The organism is Erwinia sp. PPS120, assembly GCF_047918655.1.
Lineage (GTDB): Bacteria > Pseudomonadota > Gammaproteobacteria > Enterobacterales > Enterobacteriaceae > Erwinia > Erwinia tasmaniensis_A.
This window is the reverse complement of sequence record NZ_JBLREF010000005.1, coordinates 76,996-90,057: the sequence shown is the minus strand read 5'-3', so window position 1 is coordinate 90,057 and position 13,062 is coordinate 76,996. Positions and strand designations below refer to the sequence as shown.

General features: G+C 55.1%; 11 protein-coding genes. 1 reads left to right on the top strand and 10 read right to left on the bottom strand.

Annotated elements, in window-relative coordinates:
* Positions 1–23: 23 nt before the first annotated feature.
* From hisS to ndk, 6 genes are all read right to left on the bottom strand, one after another.
* On the bottom strand, positions 24–1,298 hold the full coding sequence (gene hisS / locus ACLRGG_RS02960; protein ID WP_416248350.1) for a histidine--tRNA ligase: 1,275 nt from the start codon (positions 1,296–1,298) through the stop codon (positions 24–26).
* A gap of 97 nt (positions 1,299–1,395) precedes the next feature.
* Entirely contained in the window at positions 1,396–2,517 is a 1,122-nt protein-coding gene (gene ispG / locus ACLRGG_RS02955) for a flavodoxin-dependent (E)-4-hydroxy-3-methylbut-2-enyl-diphosphate synthase (protein ID WP_416248349.1), read from the bottom strand.
* A 38-nt stretch (positions 2,518–2,555) separates the two neighbouring features.
* Complete coding sequence (rodZ, locus tag ACLRGG_RS02950; protein ID WP_416248348.1) at positions 2,556–3,545, bottom strand: cytoskeleton protein RodZ; 990 nt, start codon at positions 3,543–3,545, stop codon at positions 2,556–2,558.
* Complete coding sequence (pilW, locus tag ACLRGG_RS02945; protein ID WP_416248347.1) at positions 3,535–4,266, bottom strand: type IV pilus biogenesis/stability protein PilW; 732 nt, start codon at positions 4,264–4,266, stop codon at positions 3,535–3,537. The genes rodZ and pilW overlap by 11 nt, the downstream gene beginning before the upstream one ends.
* Positions 4,267–4,349: 83 nt before the next feature.
* Complete coding sequence (rlmN, locus tag ACLRGG_RS02940) at positions 4,350–5,513, bottom strand: dual-specificity RNA methyltransferase RlmN (RefSeq protein WP_416248346.1); 1,164 nt, start codon at positions 5,511–5,513, stop codon at positions 4,350–4,352.
* 262 nt (positions 5,514–5,775) lie between these two features.
* The gene (ndk, locus tag ACLRGG_RS02935) at positions 5,776–6,207 is read right to left on the bottom strand and encodes a nucleoside-diphosphate kinase (protein ID WP_048915172.1); all 432 of its coding nucleotides are present in this window, start codon (positions 6,205–6,207) and stop codon (positions 5,776–5,778) included.
* A 268-nt stretch (positions 6,208–6,475) separates the two neighbouring features.
* On the opposite strand from ndk, the gene sseA reads away from it, so the two are divergent.
* Positions 6,476–7,321 (top strand): 3-mercaptopyruvate sulfurtransferase, encoded by an 846-nt coding sequence (gene sseA / locus ACLRGG_RS02930; protein WP_416248345.1) that lies wholly within the window; start codon positions 6,476–6,478, stop codon positions 7,319–7,321.
* Positions 7,322–7,529: 208 nt separating this feature from the next.
* On the opposite strand, the gene ACLRGG_RS02925 is transcribed toward sseA, so the two are convergent.
* The 4 genes from ACLRGG_RS02925 to ACLRGG_RS02910 form a co-directional block, all read right to left on the bottom strand.
* The gene (locus ACLRGG_RS02925) at positions 7,530–9,185 is read right to left on the bottom strand and encodes an FAD-binding oxidoreductase (protein ID WP_416248344.1); all 1,656 of its coding nucleotides are present in this window, start codon (positions 9,183–9,185) and stop codon (positions 7,530–7,532) included.
* Positions 9,186–9,585: 400 nt separating this feature from the next.
* Positions 9,586–10,356, bottom strand: coding sequence for an enhanced serine sensitivity protein SseB (sseB, locus tag ACLRGG_RS02920; RefSeq protein WP_416248343.1), 771 nt, complete (start codon positions 10,354–10,356; stop codon positions 9,586–9,588).
* 109 nt (positions 10,357–10,465) lie between these two features.
* Complete coding sequence (pepB, locus tag ACLRGG_RS02915; RefSeq protein ID WP_416248342.1) at positions 10,466–11,749, bottom strand: aminopeptidase PepB; 1,284 nt, start codon at positions 11,747–11,749, stop codon at positions 10,466–10,468.
* 152 nt (positions 11,750–11,901) lie between these two features.
* Positions 11,902–13,062, bottom strand: a complete 1,161-nt coding sequence (locus ACLRGG_RS02910; RefSeq protein ID WP_416248341.1) for an IscS subfamily cysteine desulfurase — start codon at positions 13,060–13,062, stop codon at positions 11,902–11,904.

Here is a 13,062-nt window from a genome sequence, read left to right as displayed (position 1 = left end):
TCTCCTTTTAATCGCGATCCTGCTTATTTCAACATTACCGCGAGCGTTGCTGCAGCATCACGCTGCGCCAGCGTTTGCTGCTCGCCGTTGCGCAAATCTTTAATAACGACCTGACCGTTAGCAACTTCGTCTTCACCCAGCACCAGCGCGACGCGCGCGCCCCACTTGTCGGCACGGGCAAACTGCTTCTTGAAATTGCCGCCGCCAAAGTTAGTCATCAGCTTAAGTGACGGGTCGGCATCACGCAGCTGCTCGGCCAGCTGCATAGCGGCAGACTGCACGCCCTGGCCCGAAGCGATAACATAGACATCGACAATGCGCGTCGGTTCAAATTCAGGATTAACCGCCTGAACTAACAGTACCAGACGCTCCAGCCCCATCGCAAAGCCTACGGCTGGCGTTGACCGGCCGCCAAGCTGGTCGACCAGGCCATCATAGCGCCCACCCGCACATACTGTGCCCTGTGCGCCAAGGCTGCTGGTGACCCATTCAAAGACGGTGCGATTATAGTAATCAAGGCCGCGCACCAGCCGCTGATTAACGGTATAGGCAATGCCAGCCGCATCCAGCAGATTACGCATCCCTTCAAAGTGCTCACGTGATTCATCATCCAGATAGTCACCCAGCTCAGGTGCGTCGTTAAGCAGCGTCTGCACCTCGGGATTTTTGCTGTCCAGCACGCGGAGCGGATTACTGTACATACGACGTTTGCAGTCTTCGTCCAGCACCTCTTTATGCTGCTCGAGGAAAGCCACCAGCGCATCGCGATAATTTGCCCGCGCCTCAAGAGAACCGATGGAGTTCAGCTCCAGACGAACGTGATCGGCAATGCCTAACGCTTTCCACCAGCGCGCGGTCATCATAATCAGTTCGGCATCAATATCCGGGCCCTGGAGACCAAAGACTTCAGCCCCGATTTGATAAAACTGACGGTAGCGGCCCTTCTGTGGGCGCTCATAGCGGAACATCGGGCCGATATACCACAGACGCTGTTCCTGATTGTACAGCAGACCGTGTTCGATGCCGGCGCGCACGCAGCCCGCAGTGCCTTCCGGACGCAGCGTCAGGCTTTCACCGTTGCGGTCATCGAAGGTATACATCTCTTTTTCAACCACGTCGGTCACTTCACCGATAGCGCGTTTGAATAACGGGGTCTGCTCTACAATCGGCAGGCGGATTTCGCTGTAGCCATAGCTCGACAGCACCTGCTTCAGGATCTGTTCAATACGCTGCCATACAACGGTATCCGCAGGCAGGTAATCATTCATGCCGCGAATGGCCTGGATATTTTTTGCCACTACTTTTCTCTCACCCTTTAGCTGGAGTCCCTGGCGAAATGACGTCGCCCGGTTCAGTTCCGGCGGGTAAGTCGTAACTCACCCGCCAGCCGTCAGATTATTTTTCAACCTGCTGGACGTCGATTCGACGAGACGCGTCCAACATTGCCGCTTTTGCACGAATACGTGCTTCCAGCTGATCGATCATATCGTCATTGTCCAGACGCTCACGAAGACGAACGCCGTCCTCATAAAAGCCGCTTTTCTTATTGCTGCCTGTCACACCAAGGGTGGAAACCAGCGCCTCACCAGGCCCGTTCACCACGCAGCCAATGATCGATATGTCCATCGGCGTAATGATGTCTTCCAGACGCTGCTCCAGCGCGTTAACCGTGCCAATCACGTCAAACTCCTGACGCGAGCAGGTCGGGCAGGCAATAAAGTTGATGCCCCTGGCGCGAATACGCAGGGATTTCAGGATATCAAATCCAACCTTAACCTCTTCCACCGGGTCGGCCGCCAGCGAAATACGCAGCGTGTCACCAATCCCCTCGGAGAGAAGCAGACCAAGGCCGATTGCGGATTTCACCGATCCCGCCCGTGCGCCGCCCGCTTCCGTGATGCCAAGGTGCAGGGGCTGATCGATCTGCTTAGCCAACAGACGATAGGATTCTACGGCGAGAAACACGTCTGAGGCTTTAACGCTGACTTTAAACTGATCGAAATTAAGACGATCAAGGTGATCGACGTGACGCATGGCGGACTCAAGCAGCGCCTGAGGCGTCGGTTCGCCATACTTTTCCTGCAGGTCCTTTTCAAGCGACCCGGCGTTCACGCCAATGCGAATTGGAATGTTGTTATAGCGGGCGCAGTCCACCACCTGGCGGATACGCTCTTCGTTACCAATGTTGCCCGGATTGATGCGCAGGCAGTCAACGCCGTACTCAGCAACCTTGAGGGCAATACGGTAATCAAAATGGATATCGGCAACCAGCGGGACGTTAACCTGCTGCTTGATCAAACGGAAGGCCTCTGCGGCCTCCATGGTCGGCACAGAGACGCGAACGATATCGACCCCGACACGCTCAAGCGCTTTAATTTGGCCGACCGTTGCCGCCACGTCGGTGGTACGGGTATTGGTCATGGACTGCACGGCAATAGGTGCACCGTCGCCCACTGGCACCTTGCCGACGTAAATACGCGTAGATTTGCGACGGATGATGGGTGCTTCGTTATGCATGTTTTCTCTCCACAATCACTCGCGGCCGGAAGGATGCGTTATTGCGCACCCACCGTCAGGCGAGCAACCTGGTTGGTACGGATGAAACGACTCAAATCGACCGGCTGTCCCTGATAATGAATCTGGACTGCGCTCGGTGCGCCAATTTTCAGGCGATAAGGGGCAGTGCCGTTAAGGCTAAGTTTACCACCGCTGCGCTGCATGCCGCTGAACAGTTTTTTCCCTGATGCATCGGTCACTTCCAGCCAGCAGTCCTTAAGAAAGTTCAGGACAAGCGCATTACGGTCGGCCGCGGAAGGCTCCACGCTGGCTGCGGCAACGGGCATCTGACCGCTGGTGCTCACCGCTGCGGTATTACCGGCTTGCTGCGCGGATGACGCAGCAGCAGGCTGCTGCGTCACAGGCGCACTTTCAGCCGGGGCCGTCGTAGCCGGTGTGGCGGCAGGTTCCGCCTTAGGCGCAGTTTCAGCAGGCTGGACTGGCTCATTCTGCGCTGGTGCGCTGGCGGCCGTCTGCGAGCCGTCTGCACTGTTATCCGTCAGGGGAATGGACTGACCGTTTTCGCTGCCAGAGGAGGCATTCTGATCGGCCATTGACACCAGATCGTCCTGCGCGGCCTTATGGTTTTGCCACCACCAGGCGCCCGTTAAACCGACCACGACAAATAACACCAGCCAGGTAAAGGTCATCAGCCAGCCGTCGCGTTTTTTTCGCCGCTTTCCTAACGAGAAGCTTTGCATCGGTTCCACTTTCGCCGCGCGGACGGGGGCCTGTTTGGCCATCATCGGCAGCAGCTCTTCCTCCGGTACATGCACCAGGCGTGCATAAGAACGAATGTAACCACGCAGGAAGGTCGACGCCAGATTGGCGGGCGATTTGTCCTCTTCTATGTCCCGAACGGTGGAAAGTTTCAGGCAGAGTCGCTCAGCAACATTCTGCTGAGTAAGTCCCATCTCTTCACGGGCCACACGAAGGCGCTCGCCTGTTGAATTTACTGCTGTTTTGTCTTGACTGGCTTCAGTATTCATTAGCTAAAAAATGCAGGTGCTGTATCGATTGTGGAAAATTTCGCGCCAGCTGCTCCCCGGCGAGCCTGACGCCCTCCGGATGCTGCGCCAGCGCGGCGAAGCGAATCTCTAACCACAGACTTTCCGCCGAAGCAGTAAAGTTGCGTTGATAAACATCTAACAGGAGCCGGGATGAAGCCAGCTCCCTCTTTCCAAATCGCCTTTCGGCTTCTGCCAGCAAAGCCAGGCCTTTATCCGGACGATGCTTTGTCGCATGGGTGAGCGCGGCATCAGCCTTATTCTGCTCTCCCGCAAGGAGATAGCAGTAACCGGCATTCTCTAATGCATCTGCGCGCCCGCCATTTGTCGCTAATTCAGCGGCCCTGCTGAACTGTCGTTGAGCCGCATCATACTGCCCTAAACGACAGAGAAACGCACCGTAATTATTGATTACATCACGGTTTTCTGGGGCCAGAGCAATGGCCGAACGATAAAAGTTCGTCGCGGCTTCATCGTCTCCTTCCCGCTGCTGGTAGCGAGCCAGCGCCAGCTGGGTGCGATAGTCCCCCGGTGCCAGCGCCTCCGCCAGGCGGAGGTTGCGCTGTGCGGCGTTCAGATCGCCCTGCGCCAGATATTCAAGCCCTAACTGTAGTCGGGTTTGCGCCCGTTCGCTGCGCGGCATAGCGGGGCTACAACCCGCCAGGAGTATGGCAATCAGCCATACCAGTAATCCTTTACTCATCCCGGCCTCCCTGAGGTTCAGCGCACTATCCTACGCCAATCCCCTCAGGTCCAACAGCCGCCCCGTCGATGAAGCGTCGGGTTTCAGAGCGCTTTCACAGAAATGGCCTCTCCCGCCATTTTTTTACGCAGCGTTCGCTTCGTGCGGTCAATCACCTCGCCAGCAAGCTGACCACAGGCGGCATCGATATCATCCCCACGGGTTTTACGCACGATCGTGGTAAAACCGTACTCCATCAGTACCTTAGAGAAGCGATCGATACGACTGTTGGAGCTGCGGCCATAGGGTGCGCCCGGGAAGGGGTTCCAGGGAATAAGGTTGATTTTACACGGCGTATTCTTGAGCAGTGCGGCCAGCTCATGCGCGTTATCGGTGCTGTCGTTAACCTGATCGAGCATGACATATTCAATGGTCACGCGGCCCTGATTAGCATTTGATTTCGCGATATAGCGGCTAACCGCCCCTAAAAAAGTCTCGATATTGTACTTTTTGTTGATCGGCACAATTTCGTCACGGATTGTGTCATTCGGGGCGTGCAGCGAAATGGCCAGCGCCACGTCGATCATATCACCCAGCTTGTCCAGCGCAGGTACCACGCCGGACGTGGAGAGCGTGACGCGGCGTTTTGACAAGCCGAAGCCGAAATCATCCAGCATAATTTCCATGGCCGGTACAACGTTATTCAGGTTGAGCAAGGGTTCGCCCATCCCCATCATTACCACGTTAGTAATGGGACGCTGGCCGGTCACTTTCGAAGCCCCGATAATTTTTGCCGCGCGCCAGACCTGACCGATTATTTCAGATACGCGAAGGTTGCGGTTAAAGCCCTGCTGAGCCGTCGAGCAGAATTTACACTCGAGCGCACAGCCAACCTGAGAAGATACGCAAAGCGTGGCGCGATCTTTTTCCGGGATGTAGACAGTTTCGACCTGCTGCCCCCCCACGGTAATCGCCCACTTGATGGTGCCATCCGATGAGCGCTGCTCTTCTGCCACTTCAGGGGCACGGATCTCAGCAACCTCTTTCAGCTTGCCGCGAAAAACCTTGTTGATGTCGGTCATCTCATCGAAATCATCACAGCAGTAGTGATACATCCACTTCATCACCTGATCGGCGCGAAAGGGTTTCTCACCCAGGCTGGCGAAGAATTCGCGCATTTGCTGGCGATTGAGATCCAGCAGGTTAATTTTTTCTTTTTTGGCGGCGACGGGGACGTCGGACGACGGACTCACAATATGTTCAGACATAATTCTCTCGGCCTCGTTGTTACACGTTGTGGCGCTGGGGAATGAAAGTATATACCCATTCGGTGCGGGTGGGCGCAATGTAGTGGCGCGCCTGACGCTTAGCGGCGTATGCGTCCCGACCGCAGACCAATGGATACAAATGAAACGCCCCTGCTGAGCAGACTCTCAGCAGGGGCGCATTATTCTACTCGCGAGCGACTTAAGGTCAAAGGACGTGGCCAAAATAAATTGTAAACGCCCTGCCCTCAGTCTGCGCTATAGATTAGCGGGTACGCGGGCACACTTCGTTTTCGCCAAAGAAATAAGCGATTTCGCGCGCGGCAGATTCAGCAGAATCTGAACCGTGGGTCGCATTCTCGGTGAAGCTGTCGGCGTAATCCGCACGCAGCGTACCTGCCAGCGCGTTAGCCGGGTTGGTGGCGCCCATCAGATCGCGGTGACGCTGTACGGCGTTTTCGCCTTCCAGCACGGAAACCACTACCGGGCCAGAGGTCATGAATTCAACCAGGCCGTCGAAGAAAGGTTTGCCCTGGTGCTCAGCGTAGAAGCCTTCAGCCTGCTCTTTGCTCAGGTGCAGCATTTTGCTACCAACGATTTTGAAGCCAGCGCTTTCAAAACGGTTAAAGATGGCACCAATCACGTTTTTTGCCACCGCGTTCGGCTTTACGATGGAAAAAGTACGTTCAATAGTCATATGGACCCCTGTTTGATGTCGAGTGTAGCCGGCGAAAAGGTTCCCCGGTCTGGAAAATGGCGCCGATTATAGGGGGCATCGTTCGCGTTGCCTATCGGAGATTCAACATATTATTAAAAAAATGCGATCCTGATTCCCACAATTTCTCAACGGTTTCAGTCTGGAGTGGGATCGCTGCGGACCAACGCGAAGGGTGATGGATAACATCTTGTGATGCCTGCCAGGATCGTTGACACTCACTGTTCTCATCACCTTAAGCGAGGCCGCTATGAATCGCTCATTTTTTGTTACCGCTGCCTGGCTGGCAGAACACCTCTCTGATGATGCTGTACAGATCATTGATGCCCGTTTGCTGCCCCCGGGCCTGGAGAAGCTACGCGATATTCAGGCTGAGTATCTGGCGAAACATCTGCCTGACGCCCCGTTCTTCAATATTGAAGCGCTATCGGACCCGCTAAGCCCTTATCCGCATATGATGCCCCGTGCAGAAAGCTTTGCCGTCGCCATGCGCGAACTGGGCATTAGCAGCGACAAACATCTGGTGGTCTACGATGAGGGTAACTTGTTCTCTGCCCCGCGCGCCTGGTGGATGCTGCAACAGGCTGGCGTGAGCCAGGTGTCAATTCTTGCCGGGGGATTACAGAAATGGGAACAAGCCAATCTGCCACTGCAAAGCGGCGAGGTGCATTTGCCTGAGGCCGAATTCGAGGCCATCTTTGACGACGATGCCATGGTGCGTTTAACGGACGTGCTACTGATCAGCCATGAGCAGAGCGCACAGATCGTTGATGCGCGGGCGGGAAACCGATTTCGGGGTGAAGTGGATGAACCGCGCCCCGGCTTGCTGCGTGGACGCATTCCTGGCAGCATGAACGTGCCGTGGAACGATCTGGTGGAAAACGGCGAACTCAAGTCCGCGACGGCGCTTAAAGCGATTTTCCAGCAGCAGGGTGTCAGTCTGACTCAGCCCGTGGTGGCCAGCTGTGGCTCGGGCGTGACCGCCGTGGTGCTGATCCTCGCGCTGAACAGCCTGGGTGTGGACAATGTCCGACTGTACGATGGTTCCTGGGGAGAATGGGGAAGCCGAAGTGATTTGCCGGTTACCCTCGGCTAAGCATCGCGCCATTCATGCCGGGCTATGGCAAAGGTGCCCGTCCAGATGGCCATGACATTTATCAGCGGTGGTTTAACCGGTGCCACCAGCAAATAATATTAGCAAGCGTTGTTCGCGAATGTTGTCAGCGAGCCGCATGCCATAATCAGCATGCGACTCGCCTGTAGAACAGTTTGGCCGCTTCCTTGCCAGCCTGGACTTTACTGCATTATTTGCCCGGTAACGCCAGGGGAATGGACATCTCGTGGCGGAAGAGATTATCAGGATCCACGGCCTGTTTGGTTTTCACCAGACTTTCGGCTTTGTCCCCGTAATAAAGTGTTAACCATTTCGGATCAACTTTCGCATGGTCGGCGGCGGTATATTTCATGTCCGTGTCCGGGTAGTTGATGTAACAGCCCTGATAGCGGCCATCATCGCCGTAAGGTTTTCCGCCCTGGTCAGCAAAACAGGCGGAATAAAGCTTCTGCATCCAGTTTATGCAGTATTGATCGTTCGCTTTATCGGTCCAGTACACCTGGAACTGCGTCTTTAACAATGAGCTGCGCTGATATACCGAGGTCGGATTGGTGGTTTCATCATTGATATTAATACAGCCGCCGTAGGAGTCGATCTGCACCAGCGCCTGATTAAGGAGGGGATCGTCTGCGCCGTTCAGCCCTTCCCACAATGTGGTGATCTCGGTAGGGCCAAAATTACCAATCTGCTGGTCAGATTTATATTTTCCACGCTGATTATCCCCTGATCCATTGAGCGTTTGGGTGGCATAAAGCCAGTCGATTAGCCGCGCATCACTGACGGCGTCCTTGAACTTTCTTTTGCTTTCAGCCTGAGCGTTTACCACGCCGTACGTCATGCCCGTCTCAACAACGTCCGGCACAACGCCAGCCGCCATGGTCATGGTGTCCACAAAGTCAGTGAAGGGCTTTTCCTGCCCGCTGCCATCCACCCGGCCATTATTGCCCGTGTACTGAATAAGCAGATGAATGTCGCCGGTGGAGCGGTGCTGGAGTTTCAGTAAAGAGAAGAGTCCACCATTAGCCTTAGTGATATCCTGGCTGTTCCATTCTGAATCATGGGTGTTAAACCACTGCCAGTAGCTATTCAGGAACTGGCCAAGGTGCGCTTTGTCTTTGAACGTACTCCATGGCCAGGCCAGCGACAGCAGATAAACCTGTTCGGGCGCAGCCGGCAGCTCGGCAAAATAGTAGTTAAGAATAATTCCGAAGTTCCCCCCTCCCGCGCCGCGACAGGCGATAAAAAGATCGCGATCGCTTCCGGTACTTTTCAGGCTGACGTGCTTTGCCAGCAGCGATTTACCATCAGCCGCCGGCACCAGTATATCCACGCCCGACAGCCAGTCGACCGTAAGGCCATGCAAACGGGAGAGCAGCCCATATCCACCCCCGCTGATATGACCGCCAGCGCCGACGGAGTAGCAGGAGCCGCCGGGAATACAGCGGTTTGCCAGTTTGTATAAATTGACGGTGCCATCCCAGTTTTGATTACCACTGGCCGCACGGAACTTGTATTTTGCGCTGATATCCCAGGGTGAGCTGATATCAGCATGTTCACTGAAATCCATTCCTACCAGCAGGCTGAGATCGATTATCGCCAGGGGGGTCGTCCCATCTGCCGCCAGTTTGTTGCTGACAAAGCCTTCATAGCAGTGACCTCCACTGCGCACCGTAATCCGCTGATTGCGCGCCAGAGCGGCATTAGCCGCGGAGAGGACATCTTCACTGTTATTGCATACATAAATATAATCCGCCCCATAGCCCTGATCGGGCCAGCGTAAATTGAAACCCTTCTTTAAAGTTTCAAATCGGGTATCGGTTTTATCAATCAAATTATAGCTACTCATTCTATTTCTCCGTCTCAGTTTAGATAACGTCATAAGATGTAGGAAAATAGCCAATTCATGAGAATGAAGGAAATTAAAGCAGATGGTAATTAGTGCTAATCGGCTTACTTATTTCAGATAGCGACCGTTATGACAGAGGCGCAACTAATATATATGTCCCCTACAATAGCGATCCATTACTTTACTCGCTTTGTTTTTTTTAATATTTTAGCTTGTAAAAAAATCCAGAATAACGCTACCCTGAAGCGCAACATCGTGCAGCAGTATCCGGCGCGGCTATGCAGTAAACCGCATTAAGAGGGTGACTGAGGTTTTGGCCCACCATCGGCTAATCGCGCTGCCGATCAGCCGGCTGATGTGGGCGAGCCATGGGGGCAGCGTTAATATTAGCGGCGTCAGATTAATGCGGTAATTTAAAGTCGCGGAGGAAGCTCCCCCATTTCCGCTGATAAAACGGGGTAATATGTGCAATGAAAAAATGGCTGATGCCTTTTTCATTTTCGATAACCTGACAAATATCTACCGGCTCATCATCCGTTAATGTATCCGTAGCAACGCTACCGGCCGCCTGAATGATATTTTCAATGTCGCTGTCAGCCTCAATACCAATAAGCAGGTTAGTGGAGGCGTCTGCTGACTCTTTTATTAAGGCAACCCAGGCGTGACGCACCTGTTTATGCTTTGCAAACAGCTGGGTCAGAGAGGCGATCATCTGTGCAGGCGGCGCAGCATGTTCAGAGAGCAGCAGGGATGTACCGCCCTCAATGACCGTTTGCTCACCCAGCACATTACCACTCTCACCCAGCAGGCTGGCAATTTCACGCGGTGAGAACGCCTTGCCGGTCGGCAGCTTCGGGTTAAGAAACAGCGTTTCGCCCAGCGTCATTTCAAATAACGCGCGCACCGGGATCACTAAAAAAGGCTGCTCGCCGCTGACCGCCTGCTGCATGGCGGTGAGGGAGGTAAAAAAAGGAATAATGCTGCTGCCGTCGTCTTTTTCCCAGTGCTGTATCTCTACGGCCGGAGCCGCATCGCCTTCTCCCTGTATCGGGCTCTCGCCCGGCACCCAGACGCTGGCGTCCAGCAGTAGGGTGAAAAATTCGGGTCGGTGCGCCGGTTCGTTGGCCGCCAGTTTCAGCACCTCTTCGAGGCGCGGGTTGGTTTCATTCATGGCTCTGATTCACTAAACGTTAACGGGCAGGACGCCGCCTGCCCTGCGGGGCTATATGCCCGTCCCTGGAAGATTTACTCACCCAGGACCATCAGGCATTACCAAAAGATTATTTCAGCAGCAGGTTAGCCACCGCGCGAACGCCCAGGCCGGTCGCACCTGCGGACCACTGATCCACCGCTCCCTTACGGTAGGTGGCAGAACAGTCGATATGCAGCCAGCCCTGCTGATAGCGGCTCACAAAGTGAGAAAGAAACGCCGCCGCCGAACTGGCTCCAGCCGTATGGGATGGAGCCGCGATATTGTTCAGATCGGCAAAGTTAGAGGGCAGGTAGCCACGATGAAACTCCGCCAGCGGCAGACGCCAGAAAGGCTCATTTTCATCTGCGGCGCTGCTGAGCAGCGACTGAGCCAGCGCGTCGTCGAAGCTGAAGAGGGCATGATAATCATTACCCAGCGCCGTTTTCGCCGCGCCGGTCAGGGTGGCAGCATCAATCAGCAGTTCCGGATCCTGCTGGCTGGCATCAATCAAACCATCGGCCAGCACCAGCCGACCTTCCGCATCGGTGTTCATCACTTCTACGGATTTACCGTTGCGATAACGAATTATATCGCCCAACCGCAGCGCGTTGCCGCTGACCATATTATCCGCGCAGCAGAGATAGAGCTTAACGCGCTTCTTCAGCCCGCGAACAATAGCCAGCGCCAGTGCGCCGGTCAGGGTCGCGGCCCCGCCCATATCCGATTTCATCGAATCCATGGATCCACTGGGCTTCAGGCTGTATCCACCGGTATCGAAGGTGATACCTTTACCGACCAGGCAGGCAAACACGGGCGCATTTTCATCCCCGCCCGGATTATAATCCAGCACCAGCAGCGCAGGCGCGCGGGTAGATCCCCGGCCCACGGTATGCAGCCCGGAATATCCCTGTTGGCGCAGATCGTCACCTTTGGTGATGCGATAGCTCATGTTTTCGCCTGCCACACCGGACAGCAGATCGACGGCGCGCTGGGTCAGCTGCTCAGGGCTGAGATCTTCAGCCGGCAGGTTAATGGTATTGCGTACCCAGTCAATAATCTTAAGGCGGTTATCAAATTCAGCACGATCGCTGTCATTCAGATCGGCCCATTCGACGTTACGTTCGCCTTTGGGGCCGCGATAGCCCTGCCAGAACGCCCAGCTTTTCTCCAGATCCCAGTCGCCGCTAAGGCTGACGTGCCGGATCCCCTGCGCATCAATTTTTCTCGCCGCGCGCTGGATAGTGGTCAGGGGATCGCCGCCATTTAGATGAATAGTCATACCACTGTCGTTGCTGGTCAATGTTGCCTTTTCTCCCCAGCGTGGATCTGCCGCTGTCGTTGACAGTGTTATTTTCATTGGTGTTGTTGTCATCGCATGGCTCCTTTTGAGCTGTTCATCGTATTTGGTCTTGAATGCGTCGGTCACTACAATAACCCTTTATTTGCTTTCGTCTAACCCAAAGCGCAATTAAACGCAAAACGGGCCAGTTTTACCCGGCCCGTCAATGGCATAAAAGCATAGCCTCAGCGCATGGCGAGCTCACGCAGGCGACGAATAGTCCGCTGGATCAGCTGAACGGCATAGTCAATTTCTTCTTCGGTGGTGTAACGTCCCAGCGAGAAACGCAGCGAGCTGTGCGCCAGCGCCTCCGACAGCCCCAGCGCCCGCAGCACGTAGGAAGGCTCCAGGCTGGCAGAGGTACAGGCAGAGCCGGAGGAGAGCGCGAGATCCTTCAACGCCATTATCAGCGACTCGCCGTCAACATTACTGAAACTGACGTTCAGAATAGTGGGCACGCCGCCTTCTGCATCGCCATTCACGTACGCGCCGTCAATGTCGCTGATGCCCCGCCACAGGCGCGAGCGCAGCCGGCCAATGCGTGCCATTTCAGTCGTCATCTCTTCTTTAGCAATACCGTAGGCTTCACCCATACCAACAATCTGATGCACCGGAAGCGTGCCGGAACGCATGCCGCGTTCGTGACCGCCACCGTGGATCTGTGCTTCCAGACGAATTCGGGGCTGACGACGCACGTAAAGCCCGCCGATCCCTTTGGGGCCATAGAGTTTATGCGCGGAGAATGACATCAGATCGACCGGGAGCTGGCTAAGGTCGATGGGGAGTTTCCCCACGCTCTGCGTGGCGTCAACGTGAAAGAGGATATCGCGCGCGCGGCAAAGTTCGCCAATGGCGGCAATGTTCTGAATGACGCCGGTTTCGTTGTTGACGTGCATGATCGAGACCAGAATGGTGTCTTCACGCAGGGCGTTTTGAAGTGAGGCGAGATCGATCTGACCGCTGCGCTGAGGGGCAAGCCAGGTTATCTCGAAGCCTTCGCGCTCAAGCTGCAAGCAGGCATCCAGCACGGCTTTGTGTTCAGTCTGGCAGGTAACGATATGCCGCCCTTTCTCCTGATGAAAATGAGCAGCACCTTTGATGGCGAGGTTGTCAGATTCGGTCGCACCAGAGGTAAAAACAATTTCACGCGGGTCGGCGCCAATCAGATCGGCAACCTGATTTCGGGCTACGTCAACGGCTTCTTCCGCCTGCCAGCCGTAGCGATGGGAGCGGGAGGCCGCATTACCGAAGGTTCCGTCCAGGGTGAGAAACTGCATCATCTTCTCTGCCACGCGCGGATCGGCAGGCGTGGTGGCGGCATAGTCCAGATAAATCGGTAATTTCAT

Bases quoted from the DNA above. Each gene is read 5' to 3' on its own strand.
- sseA (WP_416248345.1), top strand. From the start codon at position 6,476: ATGAATCGCTCATTTTTTGTTACCGCTGCCTGGCTGGCAGAACACCTC.
- rodZ (WP_416248348.1), bottom strand. From the start codon at position 3,545: ATGAATACTGAAGCCAGTCAAGACAAAACAGCAGTAAATTCAACAGGC.
- pepB (WP_416248342.1), bottom strand. From the start codon at position 11,749: ATGACAACAACACCAATGAAAATAACACTGTCAACGACAGCGGCAGAT.
- ispG (WP_416248349.1), bottom strand. From the start codon at position 2,517: ATGCATAACGAAGCACCCATCATCCGTCGCAAATCTACGCGTATTTAC.
- ndk (WP_048915172.1), bottom strand. From the start codon at position 6,207: ATGACTATTGAACGTACTTTTTCCATCGTAAAGCCGAACGCGGTGGCA.
- ACLRGG_RS02910 (WP_416248341.1), bottom strand. From the start codon at position 13,062: ATGAAATTACCGATTTATCTGGACTATGCCGCCACCACGCCTGCCGAT.
- sseB (WP_416248343.1), bottom strand. From the start codon at position 10,356: ATGAATGAAACCAACCCGCGCCTCGAAGAGGTGCTGAAACTGGCGGCC.
- pilW (WP_416248347.1), bottom strand. From the start codon at position 4,266: ATGAGTAAAGGATTACTGGTATGGCTGATTGCCATACTCCTGGCGGGT.
- ACLRGG_RS02925 (WP_416248344.1), bottom strand. From the start codon at position 9,185: ATGAGTAGCTATAATTTGATTGATAAAACCGATACCCGATTTGAAACT.
- rlmN (WP_416248346.1), bottom strand. From the start codon at position 5,513: ATGTCTGAACATATTGTGAGTCCGTCGTCCGACGTCCCCGTCGCCGCC.